This is a genomic window from Streptomyces sp. NPDC036813 (genome assembly GCF_055609245.1).
In genome coordinates this window covers 18,648-34,434 of the sequence record NZ_JBVJPV010000019.1, presented here as the reverse complement: position 1 = coordinate 34,434, position 15,787 = coordinate 18,648, and the positions used below count along the sequence as shown (strand labels likewise).

At 71.3% G+C, this 15,787-nt stretch carries 12 protein-coding genes; 1 reads left to right on the top strand and 11 read right to left on the bottom strand.

The window, feature by feature from the left end:
- Positions 1–249: 249 nt before the first annotated feature.
- From ACZ67Q_RS32425 to ACZ67Q_RS32380, 10 genes are all read right to left on the bottom strand, one after another.
- Complete coding sequence (locus ACZ67Q_RS32425; RefSeq protein WP_471189495.1) at positions 250–1,257, bottom strand: ADP-ribosylglycohydrolase family protein; 1,008 nt, start codon at positions 1,255–1,257, stop codon at positions 250–252.
- Between the two features lie 79 nt (positions 1,258–1,336).
- Positions 1,337–2,455 (bottom strand): pseudouridine synthase, encoded by a 1,119-nt coding sequence (locus ACZ67Q_RS32420; RefSeq protein ID WP_471189493.1) that lies wholly within the window; start codon positions 2,453–2,455, stop codon positions 1,337–1,339.
- Positions 2,455–3,141: an SMC-Scp complex subunit ScpB gene (scpB, locus tag ACZ67Q_RS32415; RefSeq protein ID WP_471189491.1), complete on the bottom strand. Its 687-nt coding sequence runs from the start codon at positions 3,139–3,141 to the stop codon at positions 2,455–2,457. Before scpB ends, ACZ67Q_RS32420 begins: the two co-directional genes overlap by 1 nt.
- Positions 3,138–4,322 (bottom strand): segregation and condensation protein A, encoded by a 1,185-nt coding sequence (locus ACZ67Q_RS32410; RefSeq protein ID WP_471189489.1) that lies wholly within the window; start codon positions 4,320–4,322, stop codon positions 3,138–3,140. Before ACZ67Q_RS32410 ends, scpB begins: the two co-directional genes overlap by 4 nt.
- 18 nt (positions 4,323–4,340) lie before the next feature.
- The gene (locus tag ACZ67Q_RS32405; RefSeq protein ID WP_471189487.1) at positions 4,341–4,934 is read right to left on the bottom strand and encodes a hypothetical protein; all 594 of its coding nucleotides are present in this window, start codon (positions 4,932–4,934) and stop codon (positions 4,341–4,343) included.
- On the bottom strand, positions 4,919–6,055 hold the full coding sequence (locus ACZ67Q_RS32400) for a ParA family protein (protein WP_471189485.1): 1,137 nt from the start codon (positions 6,053–6,055) through the stop codon (positions 4,919–4,921). The genes ACZ67Q_RS32405 and ACZ67Q_RS32400 overlap by 16 nt, the downstream gene beginning before the upstream one ends.
- A gap of 426 nt (positions 6,056–6,481) precedes the next feature.
- Complete coding sequence (gene ald, locus ACZ67Q_RS32395) at positions 6,482–7,597, bottom strand: alanine dehydrogenase (RefSeq protein WP_471189735.1); 1,116 nt, start codon at positions 7,595–7,597, stop codon at positions 6,482–6,484.
- A 145-nt stretch (positions 7,598–7,742) separates the two neighbouring features.
- Entirely contained in the window at positions 7,743–9,809 is a 2,067-nt protein-coding gene (locus ACZ67Q_RS32390; protein ID WP_471189483.1) for a tetratricopeptide repeat protein, read from the bottom strand.
- A 245-nt stretch (positions 9,810–10,054) separates the two neighbouring features.
- Positions 10,055–10,681, bottom strand: a complete 627-nt coding sequence (locus ACZ67Q_RS32385; protein WP_471189481.1) for an NUDIX domain-containing protein — start codon at positions 10,679–10,681, stop codon at positions 10,055–10,057.
- A gap of 86 nt (positions 10,682–10,767) precedes the next feature.
- Complete coding sequence (locus tag ACZ67Q_RS32380) at positions 10,768–12,435, bottom strand: CTP synthase (protein WP_361625893.1); 1,668 nt, start codon at positions 12,433–12,435, stop codon at positions 10,768–10,770.
- Between the two features lie 509 nt (positions 12,436–12,944).
- On the opposite strand from ACZ67Q_RS32380, the gene ACZ67Q_RS32375 reads away from it, so the two are divergent.
- Positions 12,945–14,747, top strand: coding sequence for a glycoside hydrolase family 15 protein (locus tag ACZ67Q_RS32375; RefSeq protein WP_471189733.1), 1,803 nt, complete (start codon positions 12,945–12,947; stop codon positions 14,745–14,747).
- 78 nt (positions 14,748–14,825) lie between these two features.
- Here the strand turns inward: ACZ67Q_RS32375 and ACZ67Q_RS32370 are convergent, their stop codons facing one another.
- Positions 14,826–15,782, bottom strand: coding sequence for an LLM class F420-dependent oxidoreductase (locus tag ACZ67Q_RS32370; protein ID WP_471189478.1), 957 nt, complete (start codon positions 15,780–15,782; stop codon positions 14,826–14,828).
- Positions 15,783–15,787 lie beyond the last annotated feature (5 nt).

Here is a 15,787-nt window from a genome sequence, read left to right as displayed (position 1 = left end):
CGGGCCGTCGCCCACCCAGGAGCGCCTGCTCCCCGAGCCCCGCCCGGGTGAGCGTCTCCAGTACCCCGCCGAGCGGATCACCGCCGCCCACGGTCTTCAGCAGGGCGCCCACCAGGAGGGCGCCGCTGCCGGTGCCGCCCCGGCTCCCGAGAACGCCTCCGAGCAGATCACCGATGTCCTTGCCGGTCATGACCACGCCCTTCGCCGTACGGCTCCCCCGGCGCCCGGTACCCCGGTGGAGCCGCCCGGTCAGGCGTCCCAGAGCGCGCCGAGGGCCAGCAGCTCGCTGCGGTACTCGATGCGGTCCGCCCACGCGGCCGGCCAGGCGTCGGCGCCCAGGTACGCCCCCGCGAAGGCGCCGGTCAGGCAGGCGATCGAGTCGGAGTCGCCGGCGGTGCAGGCGGCGCGGCGCAGGGCGGTCAGCGGCTCGTCGGGGAAGAGCAGGAAGCACAGCAGCCCGGTGGCCAGCGCCTCCTCCGCGATCCAGCCCTCCCCGGTGGCCAGGCACGGGTCCGTTTCCGGCGAGACGGTCCGCACGGCGCCCTGGAGCCGTTCCAGGATCTCCAGGCACTCGTCCCAGCCGCGCGCGGCGAAGTGCTCGGGGGTGGGGTCCTGGCCGCGGGTCCACAGGTCGCCGAGCCAGGTGTGGTCGTAGTGGGTGCGGTGGTCGAGGGCGTACGACCGCAGCAGCCCGACCAGCGCGGTGGGGTCGGCCCCCTGCGCGAGCAGGTGTACGGCGTGCGCTGTCAGGTCGGACGCCGCGAGTGCCGTGGGATGGCCGTGGGTGAGGGCGGACTGGAGCTGGGCGGCACCGGAGCGCTGCGCGTCGGTCAGCCCCGGCGCGAGGCCGATCGGCGCGACGCGCATGTTGGCGCCACAGCCCTTGGAGTGGATCTGGCTGGCGTCCTGCCAGACGCGGCCCTCCTCCTTGAGGAGGTCGCAGGCCCGCAGGCAGGTGTTGCCGGGGGCGCGGTTGTTGTCCGGCGAGTGGTACCAGTCGACGAACTCCTCCCGCACGGGCCGCTCCAGCCGCTTGGGCGCGAGGTAGCCGCGCTCCATGGCGGTACGCAGGCCCCGCCCGAGGGCCAGGGTCATCTGGGTGTCGTCTGTGACGAGGGCCCGTTGCGGCAGCTCCAGCTCCCGCCAGGGACCGAACATCGACAGGATCAACGGCACGGTCTTGAACTCGGTCGGGTAGCCGAGGGCGTCCCCGAGGGCAAGGCCGATGAGTGCCCCGGTCGCGGCTCGCTTGGACATGCGATCACCATCCCCCTTTATCGTCACCATGACAATAAAGGGGGATGGTGATCATTGCAAGGCGCTCCGGGGGGGCGGCTTACAGGTCGACTTCCTTCATCAGCATTCCGACCTCGGTGTTCGACAGGCGGCGCAGCCAGCCCGACTTCTGGTCGCCCAGGGTGATGGGGCCGAAGGCGACACGCACCAGCTTGTCGACCGGGAAGCCGGCCTCGGCCAGCATGCGGCGCACGATGTGCTTGCGGCCCTCGTGCAGGGTGACCTCGACCAGGTAGTTCTTGCCGGTCTGCTCCACGACCCGGAAGTGGTCGGCGCGGGCGTACCCGTCCTCCAGCTGGATGCCGTCCTTGAGCTGCTTGCCCAGGTCGCGCGGGATCGGGCCGACGATGTGCGCGAGGTAGGTCTTCTTCACGCCGTACTTCGGGTGGGTCAGCCGGTGCGCCAGCTCGCCGTGGTTGGTGAGCAGGATGACACCCTCGGTCTCGGTGTCGAGGCGGCCGACGTGGAAGAGACGGGTCTCCCGGTTGGTGACGTAGTCGCCCAGGCACTGACGGCCCTCGGGGTCCTCCATGGTGGAGACGACACCGGCCGGCTTGTTCAGCGAGAAGAACTGGTAGCGCTGGGTCGCGACGGTCAGACCGTCGACCTTGATCTCGTCCTTCTCCGGGTCGACCCGCTTGCCCTGCTCGGTGACGATCTCGCCGTTGACCTCGACGCGGGCCTCGTCGATCAGGTCCTCGCAGGCGCGGCGGGAGCCGAAGCCGGCGCGCGCCAGCACCTTCTGCAGCCGCTCGCCCTCCTGCTCGGCGCCCGGGAAGGTCTTGGGCAGCCTGACGTCCTTCTTGCCCGCGTAACGCTCGCGGTTGCGCTCCTCGGCACGGGCCTCGTACTCACGCGAGCGCGCGGGGGCCGGACGGCCGCCGGAGCGCTGCCCCTGCTTGGGGCCGCCCTTGGCACCGCCGCGGGCCGAGGGGCCCCGCCCGGACTTCGGACCGTCCTGCGTGGCGCCGGGGCCGACGTCGTAGCGCCGCTCCTCGGGACGCGGCTTCTTGGGACGGCCCGGCTGCTTGTCGTCGCGGTTGTTGCCGGCGCCGCGGTAGTTCCCGCGGCCCCCGCTGCTTCCGCCGCGGCCGCCGCTGTTGCCACCACGGCTCCCGCCGTTGTTTCCGCTGCTGTTCCTGCCGCTGCTGCTTCGCATCAATGTTCCGTCTGGTCGTCTTCGTCGTCGGTGTCCGGGAGCCCCCGGACTGCGCCCGGCTCGTCATCGGGAGCGTCCGGGTCGAACGACGGAACCCCTTCCTGCGTCTCGGCCTCGATCGCCTCCGCCTCCGGGAGGAAGGGCGCGAGTTCCGGGAGCTCGTCCAGACCGCGCAGGCCCATCCGCTCCAGGAAGTAGTTCGTCGTCCTGTACAGGATCGCACCTGTTTCGGGTTCCGTGCCCGCCTCCTCGACCAGACCGCGCTGCAGGAGGGTGCGCATCACGCCGTCGCAGTTGACTCCGCGGACGGCGGAGACCCGGCTGCGGCTGACCGGCTGGCGGTAGGCGACGACCGCGAGGGTCTCCAGGGCGGCCTGGGTGAGCCGGGCGGTCTGGCCGTCCAGGACGAGGCGCTCGACGGCGGGCGCGTAGGTGGGGCGGGTGTAGAAACGCCAGCCGCCGGCGACGTACCGCAGCTCGAAGCCTCGCCCCTGCACGGTGTACTCGTCGGCGAGCTCGCGCAGCGCGTCGGCGATCTGCCGCTTCGGCCGCTCCAGGATCTTCGCCAGGTGCTCCTCGGTCGCCGGTTCGTCGACGACCATGAGCACCGCCTCCAGGGCGGGTTTGAGGTCGAGCCCGGCCACGGTCCGCAGGCCCGCCGGGGCCTCCCTGATCTCCTCGCTCACGCCTTCTTCTCCTCCCGGCCCTGCCCGGTCTTCTCGGCCTTCTCGGCGATCTCGGCCTTCTCGGCCTTTTCCGGCGGCCGGTCGAACTCGTCCGTGACGGTCGGCGCCGCGTCCCCGTCCCCACCCGTCCAGCGCACGGTCAGCTCGCCGAGGGCGGCCTCCTGCTCCAGGGCGACGGCCTTCTCCCGGTACAGCTCCAGCAGGGCGAGGAAGCGGGCTACGACGGTGAGGGTGTCGTCGGTGTCCGCGACGAGCGCACGGAAGCTGGCCTCGCCCAGCTCCTTCAGCCGCGCGACGACGAGCTGCGCCTGCTCCTGCACGCTGACCAGGGGCGCGTGGATGTGGTCGACGTACACCTGCGGCTTGGGCTTCGGCTGCATCGCCTTGACGGCGAGCCGGGCGAAGCCGTCGGGGCCGATGCTGATGACGACCTCGGGCAGCAGTTCGGCGTGCTGCGGTTCCAGTCCGACGGTACGGGGGTAGCGGCGGGCCTCGTCCTCGAGGCGCGTGTTGAAGATGTCGGCGATCTGTTTGTACGCCCGGTACTGCAACAGCCGGGCGAACAGCAGGTCCCGGGCCTCCAGCAGGGCGAGGTCACCCTCGTCCTCGACCTCGGCGGCGGGCAGCAGCCGGGCGGCTTTCAGGTCGAGCAGCGTGGCGGCGACGACCAGGAACTCGGTCGTCTGGTCCAGGTCCCAGTCGGCCCCCATCGCCCGGATGTGCGCCATGAACTCGTCGGTCACCTTGGACAGCGCGACCTCGGTGACGTCGAGCTTGTGCCGCGAGATGAGCTGCAACAGCAGATCGAACGGCCCCTCGAAGTTGTCCAGCCGGACCTTGAAGACACCACCGTCGTCGCGATCCCTCTCCACCCCTGCGGCGTCACCACGGCCGCCTGCCTCCGCACCGGGGGCGGGCACGGCCGAGGTGCCGGGGGCATCGGCGGGGCTTACGGCGGCGGGGTCGGGCGCGAACGGTCCCGTAGGCACCCCCGCCGCCTCCGGCACGAACGGTTCCGCAGGCACCCCCGCCGCCTCCGGCACGAACGGTTCCTCAGGCACCTGGGGCGCCTCGGGTTCGAACGGTTCGGCCGGCTGCTCGCGCTCGCCCGGCGGAGCCGCCGGCCCCCGGCCGAGTGGGCGTCGGCGGCCGGCGGGGGTGGAGGGGTCGTTCGAGGTCATGGCCCCCGCAGGGTACCGCTAGCGTCCGCGCAGACGGCGTACGAGGATGCTGGCGTCCCCGCGGGATTCCAGGTCGGCGAGGACGACGGCGACCGCCTCGCGGACGATGCGCCCGCGGTCCACGGCCAGGCCGTGCTCGCCGCGCAGCACCAGGCGGGCGTGCTCGAGGTCCATCAGCTCCTCGGCGGAGACATAGACCGTGATCTTCTCGTCGTGGCGCTCGCGCCCGCTGGGCCGCCGCGCGGCGCGCCCCCGCCGACGCGGCTGTGCGGCCTCGTCGGCGGCCGCGGCGGCACCACTGGCAGAACCTTCCTGCTGTGTCGCCCTGCGGCGCGCGGCGCGTTCCGGAGCCGTGGAGGCCCGGCTGCGGGACTCCTCGCCCGCCTCGGCGTCGGCCGCGACGTGCTCCACGCCCTCGCCGTCACCGCCCTGCGCCGGCACTGACTGCGGCGCGTCGTCGGGCGCGGCGGCCGTGGCGGCGTCGCTCTCCCCCGCGGGAGCGGGCACCCGGGCCTCGCCGCCCGGGCGCCGGGGAGTGGACGGCTGCAGCGCCATCCCCCCTGTCGTACGGAAGAGTTCGTCGGCCCCCGGCAGACTCACTCGGCGTGACACCGGGCGAGCACCTCCCTGGCGAGCTGACGGTAGGCGGCGGCGCCGACGGAGTTGGAGGCGTAGGTGGTGATCGGCTCACCGGCGACCGTGGTCTCCGGGAAGCGGACCGTGCGCCCGATCACCGTGTGGTACACGTGGTCGTCGAACGCCTCGACCACACGGGCCAGCACCTCGCGGCTGTGGACCGTGCGCGAGTCGTACATCGTGGCCAGGATGCCGTCGAGCTCCAGGTCGGGGTTGAGCCGCTCCTGGACCTTCTCGATGGTCTCGGTCAGCAGCGCGACACCGCGCAGCGCGAAGAACTCGCACTCGAGCGGCACGATCACCTTGTGCGCCGCGGTGAGCGCGTTCACGGTGAGCAGGCCGAGCGAGGGCTGGCAGTCGATGACGATGAAGTCGTAGTCCGGCAGCAGCGGCTTCAGCGCGCGCTGCAGCGTGGACTCGCGCGCGACCTCGCTCACCAGCTGGACCTCGGCGGCCGACAGGTCGATGTTGCTGGGCAGCAGGTCCATGTTGGGGACCGCCGTCTTCAGCAGGACCTCGTCCGCGGACATCCCCCGCTCCATGAGCAGGTTGTAGACCGTCAGGTCGAGTTCCATGGGGTTGACGCCGAGACCCACCGACAGCGCGCCCTGCGGGTCGAAGTCCACGAGCAGCACGCGCCGGCCGTACTCCGCGAGCGCGGCACCCAGGTTGATGGTCGACGTGGTCTTGCCGACGCCGCCCTTCTGGTTGCACATCGCGATGATCTTCGCGGGACCGTGGTCGGTCAGCGGGCCCGGGATCGGGAAGTAGGGCAGCGGGCGCCCGGTCGGGCCGACGCGCTCGCGGCGCTGACGCGCGGCGTCGGGCGCGAGGGTGGCCGCGTACTCGGGGTCCGGCTCGTACTCGGCGTCGGGATCGTAGAAGTGCCCTTCGGGCAGTTCGTCGTAGTCGGCGAAGTGGTTGTGGGGCGCGCCACTTCCGTCGCCGGCCATGGCGTTCACGTGATGACCGTCCATGCTCTGGTGTGCTGACAGAGCCGTATGGGGGCTGTTCTGGCTCTGGTGGGCTGCGAAGGTTCGGACAGCGACGGAGCCGACAGCCTCGAGCCCCGTGGAGCCCTGGCCCCGCGCAGGCATTCCTGGTTGACCACCCCCGGGAGAAAATGTCGACTCATTCACAAGTCGTCTTACCTCCTTGGTGACCAGGAAACTTCTAGACAAGGTCAGCGTGGCACCATGCCGACGGTTGGCGACTCTATGGCGTGTCGGGCGTCCGCAGCAACACAATCCGCCGGACCCGGCCCGATGTGTCGGCAATGAAACATCCCGCTGTCAAGGGCGTACGGCCGTCGCACAGCAGGTTTCACCGGTGTGCGAATCGGTCGAAGGGTTACGTTCGAGGCGAGTTGACCGAGAGCCGCAAAGTGACCATACACACATCCGGCCGGACCTTGTCGGGCAAGGTCCGGCCGGATGCGTGGTGTTGACGACCTGTGTTGACGTATCGCCTTATTCCTCCGGACGACTTGGCCCCGCGGTCGGGCGAGCCGTTCGGCCGGAAGGTCAGCCCAGGAGGGTGGAGAGCTCCACGTGCTCCAGCCCGTGGGCCTCGGCGACCTCCTTGTAAACGACCTTGCCGTCGTGGGTGTTGAGGCCCTTGGCCAGCGCGGCGTCGCGGCGCAGCGCCTCGACCCAGCCGTTGTTCGCGAGCGAGACGATGTACGGCATCGTCGCGTTGGTGAGGGCGTTGGTGGAGGTGTTCGGCACCGCGCCGGGCATGTTGGCGACGCAGTAGAAGACCGAGTTGTGGACCTTGAAGGTCGGCTCGGCGTGCGTGGTCGGGTGCGAGTCCTCGAAGCAGCCGCCCTGGTCAATCGCGATGTCGACAAGGACACTTCCGGGCTTCATGCGGGCCACCAGCTCGTTGGTGACGAGCTTCGGGGCCTTGGCGCCCGGGATGAGGACGGCGCCGATGACGAGGTCGGCGTCCAGGACGGCCTTCTCCAGCTCGAAGGCGTTGGACATGATCGCCTTGACCTTCGTACCGAAGATCTTGTCGGCCTCGCGCAGCTTGTTGATGTCGCGGTCGAGCAGGGTCACCTCGAAGCCCATGCCGACGGCGACCTGGGTGGCGTTCCAGCCGGAGACGCCGCCGCCGATGACGACGGCCTTGGCCGGGGTCACGCCGGGGACGCCGCCGGGCAGCACGCCACGGCCGCCGGCCGCGCGCATCAGGTGGTAGGCGCCGACCTGCGGGGCCAGCCGGCCCGCGACCTCGGACATCGGGGCGAGCAGCGGCAGCGCGCGGTTCGGCAGCTCGACGGTCTCGTAGGCGATGGCCGTGGTGCCGGACTCGATGAGCGCGTCCGTGCACTCCTTGGAGGCGGCCAGGTGCAGGTAGGTGAAGAGGATCTGGTCCTTGCGGAGGCGGTGGTACTCCTCCGCGATGGGCTCCTTGACCTTCAGCAGCAGGTCGGCGGTGGCCCAGACCTCGTCGGCCGTCTCCAGGATCTGGGCACCGGCGGCGACGTACTCGTCGTCCGTGATCGACGAGCCGACGCCGGCGTTGCGCTCGATGACCACCTGGTGGCCGTTGCGCACCAGCTCGTGCACGCCGGCGGGGGTGATGGCCACCCGGAACTCGTTGTTCTTGACCTCGCGGGGGATGCCGACCTTCACGTCGATCACGGTCCTTGGCTCAGGGGAAACAGGGGCATTACTAGACATACCCAGGCATGCGGGGGCACACCGGGAGACACCGCAGGAGAACGTGCGGCAGAGCCAGTCTAATGAAGGCGTTCCCGCTGTCTAGCCTTTCATTGCATCAATCTTCAGCGGATGCACTACGGATTTCGCAGGCATTGGCGGCGTATTCCCGCTGGTCGGGCCTCTCAGGGCCCTCCTGTCCCTCCTCCGCGAGCATCCGCTCGGCCGTCCCGCGGTGGATTCCGGCGGCCACCGGATCACCGAGGTGGTCCAGGGTGTCGGCGATCCGCAGGTGCAGCGCGGCCTGCAGCCGGGTGTCCTCCGCCCGGCGCGCCCACTCCACCGCCTCCTGACAGGTGCGCAGCGACTCCGCCGGCCGTCCGGCGTACTCCTGCACCCGCGCCAGCTCGCTCAACGCCCGTGCGTGCGCGGCCACATCGCCGCACCGCCGGTGGCCGGCCGCGGCCGCCCGCCAGTTCCGCAGCGCCTCGCCGTAGCGGCCCGCGTAGGTGTGCGCGGTGGCGATACGGCCGTACAGCCGGGCGGCGTCCGCACGCTCGTCCCGGGCCAGGCGCTGGCTCAGAGCCCGGCCGAACCAGTCGGCGGCCCGTTCGTAGTCCCCCAGCTCCAGATGCGCACCACCTACGGATTCCATTGCGCGACCGGTGGCGTACGGGTCATTTGCTCTGCGCCCGGCGTCCAAAGCTGCGCGATACCGCAGCAGCGCCTCATTCGTCCGGCCGGTCTGGGCGTCCAGGTCGGCCAGGTTCAGCAGGGCCGCGGCCTTCTCCCGGGGCAGCTCGCGCCGCTCGGCCACGTCGAGGACGAGGCGGTGGACGCCGTACAGGTCCGGCGCGGCGGCCTGGGTCCCGAAATGCGCGACCATCGCCCGCACCAGCTGGGACAGCAGCCGCCGGGCCAGGGTGTCCAGCTCCCCGTCGGCCACCGCGAGGAGGGCGGCGCCCAGCAGCGCGGGGCGGCGCACCCGCAGCCACTCCTCGGCCGCCCGGGGGCTGGGGAAGCGCAGGGCGCGCGGCATGCCGAGCAGCTTCTCGCGGGCCTGCGGGCTGTCGGTCTCGGTGATCGCGCGGCAGGACTGCAGCAGCCGTACGGTCCGCTCCAGCATCCGGGCACGGGCGAGCTGCAGCTCGGCGGGGCGGTCCTGGGTCTCGGTGAGGGCCTTGAGCATCGGGTGCAGGCAGCCGGGGATCTCGTACTCCGGCAGCGTTGAGTCCACGGCACGCAGCAGCCCGAAGCGGACGAAGTCGTCCAGGGTGGTGCGGGCACCGCTCACCGAGCAGCCGGCCAGCGCGGAGGCCGTGTGCGGGTCGACGGGCCCGGCCGGGGCGAGGGCGAGCAGACGCAGTATCCGGGCGGCCGGCGCGGGCAGTACGGTGTAGGCCAGCTTGAAGACCCGGGCCAGTGGGGTGGTGTCGTCAGCGTCGGAGCGCAGCTGCTTGGCGAGGTCCGCGACGGCCGCCTTCGGGCGGGCCGTGAGCCAGCCGGCGGCCAGCGTCAGCGCCGCGGGCTGGCCCTGGCACGCCTCGACCAGGCCCTCGGCGGCCCGCGGGTCGACGGTGACCCGCACCGGGTCGATCCGGCGGGACAGCAGCTCGACGGCGGACTTGGTGTCCAGCCCGCCCAGCGTGCAGGGCCGCACATCGGCGATGCCGGTCAGGGGCCGCGCGGAGACGGCGACGACCAGGCAGTCGGGGTTGTCCGGGAGCAGGGCGTCGACCTGCTCGGCGCCGGCCGCGTCGTCCAGCAGGAGCAGCGTCCGCCGGTCGGCGAGGGCGTCGCGCAGCGCCCCGGTCAGCTCGTCCTCGCCGGCACCGGGCGGCACGGGCCGCTCCAGGGCGGCGAGCAGCTCACGGGCGGCACGCTCCACGGGAACGGCTGTGCCGTCGGCCTCGCCGAGCCGGGCGCGCAGCACCCCGTGCTCGTAACGGTCCGCGACCTGCCGGACCAGTTCCTCGGCCAGCGCGGTACGCCCGGAGCCGGGGCGTCCGGCGATCAGCAGTACCCGCGCGCGGGGGGCCTTCTTCCCGCTGAGCGTGTCCAGCCCCGCGCGCTCGATGTCGGCGCGCAGTTCCTTCAACTCCCGTGTGCGGCCCAGGAACACATTCGCCGCCGACGCGTTCGCCGACAGCCGCACGCCGCCCTCGTCCACCGCCTGTTCCGTCACGGGCCACGCTCCCGTTCCACCGCACTGAGGCGCCCGACGGGACCGATCGATCGGGCGTACACAGAGCCTAGTTCACGCTCTGCGACGATCCGGGCGGAGCAGGCCGGTGCCTGACCCGGAGTCCCCTGATCGGATCAACGGATCGTAAGACCAACGGAAGTGGAACGCCGCAAAAGGGGCGCGAGGAGCTGCGCGACCAGCCACGACGGTGGCGCAGCCGGACAACGACCGGAATCAGGCGGACGTCAGACCTCGAACGGCCGCGCAGGCCACTCGGCGTCCGCCGGCCGCAACGCGTCGAGCCCGTCCCCCTGCCGCGCGGCCACCAGCGACAGCACTCCCGTCACCAGACACGTGTTGTGCAGCTCACCGGCGAGGATCCCCCGGACCAGCTCGTCCACGCCCACCCGCGCATGCTGCATGTCGGTCTCCTCGTGCTCCGCGGCGAACCGCTCCCCGTCCGCCTCGGACAGACCCCGCGCGAGAAAGATCCGTACGGCCTCGTCGCAGCCGCCGGGCGTGGTGTACACGTCGGTCAGCACCCGCCAGTCCTCGGCCTTGACGTGTGCCTCCTCGTACAGCTCGCGCTGGGCGGCGTGCAGCGGGTTCTCACCGGGCACGTCGAGCAGGCCGGCCGGGATCTCCCACAGCTTGTGCCGCACCGGGTGGCGGTACTGGTTGATCAGCAGCACCCGGTCGTCCTCGTCGAGGGCGAGCACGGCGACCGAGCCGGGGTGGACCTGGTAGTCGCGCGTGGCCACCGAGCCGTCGGGCATGACCACCTCGTCCGTCCTGACGGAGGTCTTGGCCCCGGTGAACGGGGTCCGCGTCGCCCGGATCTCCCACTCCTCGGGCGTGTCCTTGATCGTCATGCCGTTCCTTCCCCACGTGCGCATACGAAAGCCGGGGTGCTCCCTACTGAAAGGTATGCACCCCGGCCACCGTACAAGCTGGTGTGTTACTTCGAATTCTTCCGCTCGACCGCCGCCTTCACGAGACCGGCGAACAGCGGGTGCGGACGCGTCGGACGCGAGCGCAGCTCCGGGTGGGCCTGGGTGGCCACCAGGTAGGGGTGCGTGTCGCGCGGGTACTCGACGTACTCGACGAGCTTGCCGTCCGGGGAGGTGCCGGAGAAGAGGATGCCCGCCTTCTTCTCCAGCTCCGCGCGGTAGGCGTTGTTCACCTCGTAGCGGTGGCGGTGGCGCTCCTCGACGTACTCCTTGCCGTCGTACACCTCGCGCACGATCGAACCCTCGGCCAGCTTCGCCGGGTACATGCCGAGGCGCATCGTGCCGCCCATGTCGCCCTCACCGGCCACGATGTCCATCTGCTCGGCCATGGTCGAGATGACCGGGTGGCCGGTGGCCGGGTCGAACTCGGTGGAGTTGGCGTCCGGGATGTCGGCGAGGTTGCGCGCGGCCTCGATCACGATGCACTGCAGGCCCAGGCACAGGCCGAGCAGCGGGATCTTGTTCTCGCGGGCGTACTTGATCGCGCCGACCTTGCCGAGCACACCGCGGTCGCCGAAGCCGCCCGGGATGCAGATGCCGTCGACGTCCGACAGCTGCGCCTTGGCGCCGGCCGGCGTCTTGCAGTCGTCGGAGGTGACCCACTTGATCTTGACGCGGGCGCGGTTGGCGAAACCGCCGGCGCGCAGCGCCTCGGTGACCGACAGATAGGCGTCGGGCAGGTCGATGTACTTGCCGACCAGGGCGAGGGTGATCTCGTGGTCGGGGTTGTGGACGCGGTCCAGCAGGTCGTCCCAGGTCGTCCAGTCGACGTCCCGGAACGGCAGGTCGAGCTTGCGCACGACGTAGGCGTCGAGCCCCTCGCCGTGCACGGTCTTCGGGATGTCGTAGATGGAGCGGGCGTCGGGGCATGCCACGACGGCGGCCTCGTCGACGTCGCACATCAGCGAGATCTTCCGCTTGATCGCGGTGGGCACCTCGCGGTCGCAGCGCAGGACAATGGCATCGGGCTGGATACCGATGTTGCGCAGCGCCGCCACCGAGTGCTGGGTCGGCTTGGTCTTCAGCTCGCCGGAGGGGCCGATGTACGGCAGGAGCGAGATGTGCACGACGAAGACGTTGTCGCGGCCGACCTCGTGACGGACCTGGCGGACGGTCTCCAGGAACGGCAGCGACTCGATGTCGCCGACGGTGCCGCCGACCTCGGTGATCACGACGTCCACCTCGTCGGTGGCCATGCGCCGGATGCGGTGCTTGATCTCGTTGGTGATGTGCGGGATGACCTGCACGGTGTCACCGAGGTACTCGCCGCGGCGCTCCTTGGCGATCACCGTGGAGTAGACCTGGCCCGTGGTGACGTTGGCGGAGCCGTCCAGGTCCCGGTCGAGGAAACGCTCGTAGTGCCCGATGTCCAGGTCGGTCTCGGCGCCGTCGTTGGTGACGAACACCTCACCGTGCTGGAAGGGGTTCATCGTGCCCGGGTCGACGTTCAGGTACGGGTCGAGCTTCTGCATGACGACGCGCAGGCCCCGGGCCTTGAGCAGCATGCCGAGGCTGGAGGCCGTCAGCCCCTTGCCGAGAGAGGAGGCGACACCCCCGGTGACGAAGATGTGCTTGGTCGTCGTGGCTGTGCTGTTTCGAAAAGCAGCGGGCGGCATGGCCAAAGGGGGGCTCCCGTGGTCGCGGTCTGGGGGTTGCGGGTCGGCTGTCCGCTCCGGAATTCCGGGGGTGCCGTCGCTGCGGTTCGGGGGTTTTGCTCCCACCGGTCCACGGGCTACCAGGGTATCAGCGACCGGCGCCGATGGCTTCCGGCCACGCTCCGCGCACGGGTCGCCACCCGGCACGCATCGGGCACGTGTTTCTCACCCGATGCTCACTCGTTCGGTGGATGCCCGTTGCCCGGAGGGGCACGCGGATCATCTACGTGCGTCGTATCCTGCTCGGACACTCGCTGCCGAGCCCGGCCGGGTACCAGGCGCCACCCACAGCCCGTACATCACCGGAACAACGAGAGCTCGTCAGTTCGTTGAGCAGAGATTGCCGTTTTGCCATCGCGGTTGAGCGGCTGCTTTGCTTCACCGCTCAACGACGCACAACAACGACCCCTTGACCGCACTAGCGACAGCCCCGCACGCGGGGTGACGTGGCCGTTCGACTGGAGTTGCACGTGGCCGGGCGCATCGAAGACTACGCACTCATCGGAGACATGCAGACAGCGGCGCTGGTCTGCCGTGACGGCACGGTGGACTGGCTCTGCCTGCCGCGCTTCGACTCGCATGCCATCTTCGCCGGCCTGCTCGGTACCGAGGAGCACGGGTACTGGCGGCTGGGCCCGGCCCACGGGCCCGACCAGCAGCCTCCGACCGCGGCCCGGCGCAGCTACCGCGGCGACTCGCTGATCCTCGAATCTGAGTGGGACACACCACGCGGCACGGTCCGCGTGACCGATTTCATGCCCCCGCGTGACGGCGCCCCGCAGCTGATCCGGATCGTCGAGGGCGTCTCGGGCCGGGTCCCGATGCGCTCGGCGCTGCGGATGCGCTTCTCCTACGGCCGGGTCGTGCCGTGGGTGCACAAGCACGAGGGCCGCACGGTGGCCGTGGCCGGCCCGGACTCGGTCTGGTACGACACGGAGGTCGAGACCTACGGCAAGTCGCTGACGACGTTCTCGGAGTTCACCGTCGCGCCCGGTGACCGGATCGCGTTCACCATCTCCTGGCAGCCCTCGCACAAGGAGCCGCCGCCGCTGCCGGAGCCCGAGCAGTCGCTGGTGGCGACGGAGGACTTCTGGCGCGAGTGGGTCGAGCAGTGCACGTACCACGGCCCCTACCGGGAGGCCGTGGTCCGCTCGCTGATCACACTCAAGGCACTGACGTACGCCCCCACCGGCGGCATCGTCGCGGCGCCCACCACCTCCCTGCCGGAGGACATCGGCGGCGTGCGCAACTGGGACTACCGCTACACCTGGCTGCGCGACGCGGCGATCACCCTGTCCTCGCTGCTGCGCACCGGCTACCGCGAGGAGGCCCGTGCCTGGCGCGAGTGGCTGCTGCGGGCGGTGGCCGGCGACCCCGAGAACCTGCAGATCATGTACGGCATCGCGGGCGAGCGTGAGCTGGGCGAGGCGGAGCTGGACTGGCTGCCGGGCTACGAGAAGTCCGCGCCGGTGCGGGTCGGCAACGGCGCCGCGCACCAGCTCCAGCTGGACGTGTACGGCGAGGTCACCGAGGCGCTGCACCTGGCCCACATGACGGGCCTGGCCCGCAACGACTACGCCTCGCTGCTCCAGCTGAAGCTGATCAGCTACCTGGAGAAGCACTGGCAGGAGCCGGACGAGGGCATCTGGGAGGTGCGCGGGCCACGCCGGCACTTCGTGCACTCCAAGGTGATGGCCTGGGTCGCCGTCGACCGCACGATCAAGCTGCTGGAGTCCGGCGAGGCCGACGGCCCGCTGGAGCGCTGGCGGGAGCTGCGCGAGGAGATCCACCGCGAGGTGTGCGAGAAGGGTTACGACAAGGAGCGCAACACCTTCACGCAGTCCTACGGCTCGCGGGAGCTGGACGCCTCCCTGCTGCTGATCCCGCAGATGGGCTTCCTGCCGCCCGACGACAAGCGGGTGATCGGCACGATCGAGGCGATCCAGCGGGAGCTGTCCACGCCGGACGGGTTCATCCTGCGCTACCCCACCGAGGGCGAGCACGAGGGCGTCGACGGGCTTCCGGGCGACGAGGGCGCCTTCCTCGCGTGTTCCTTCTGGATGGCCGACGACCTGGCGATGATCGGCCGCGTGGACGAGGCCCGCAAGCTGTTCGAGAAGCTGCTCTCCCTGCGCAACGACCTCGGTCTGCTGGCGGAGGAGTGGGACCCGCGTCTGAAGCGTCAGGTGGGGAACTTCCCCCAGGCCTTCAGCCATGTGCCGCTGATCGACACGGCGCTGCGGTTGACTGCGTCCGGCGCGTACGGGGGGTAGTGCCGCCCGGGGTCGTGTGTCGGTTACGGGTTCGGCGTGGCTGGTCCCGCAGTTCCCCGCGCCCCTTCGGGGCGCGCTTCAGCCGGCCAGCGTCGTGAGGGTACGTTCCCCTCCCGGATCCCCCTGGGTCGCCGGGACCAGCGCCACCTCGTCCAGGCCCGCCTCGGCGTACGCGTCGATGCGGGCCTGGATCGTTTCCGCGTCGCCGATCAGGCCGACCTCGGACGCGGCCCCGGGCGGCAGGGCCTCGATCAGGGTCTCCCGGTCCGCGCCCGAGGCCGCCAGACCGACCGCCCTGTCGAAGCCGGCCGCCCGGAACATGTCGGCGTACCCCGGCACGGTCAGATACCCGACGATGCTGCCCAGCACCTGCCGTACCGCCTCCGGAGCGGGATCGACCGCCGCAGGCAGCCACGCGGCGAGCCGCGGCGGCGTACGACCCGCCTTGTCCGCCGCCGCGTCGAGCTTGCCGCGCAGCACCCGTACCTGTTCCGGAGTGACCAGGTCGAGCAGCATCCGGTCGGCGTGCGCGGCGGCGACACCGATCGCCCGGTCCCCGAAGGCCGCCACCGTCAGCGGGCCGCCGGGCGGGGCGAGGCGGCGGCGGAAGGGGCTGCCGGTCACGACCGGCTCGCCGGGCACCGCGTGCAGCAGGTTCCGCAGCGCCGCCGCCGACTCCTTCAGCGCGGCCGCCGGCCGGGTCCGGGGCCGTCCGTGCACCCCCTCGACCACCCGCTTGCTGGCGGTGCCGATCGCCACACCCACCGCCCGGCCGCCGGTCATGGCGGCGGTGCCCGCCGCGCCCCGGGCGATGGTGTACGCGTCCCGCACGGACACCGGCACCGGCCCCGCCGTCAGCGCGACCCGGCGTGTCGCCGCACCGATCGCGGTGGCCAGTACGAACGCGTCCCAGGTCGGCCCCTCGCCGACCCACACCTCCCGGTAGCCGAGCCGGTCGGCGAGCGCCGCGATGCGCAGCGGCTCGTCGACCGGGCTGTCGTCCTCACGTGCCACGGCAACCACACTGAAGTCCATGCGGG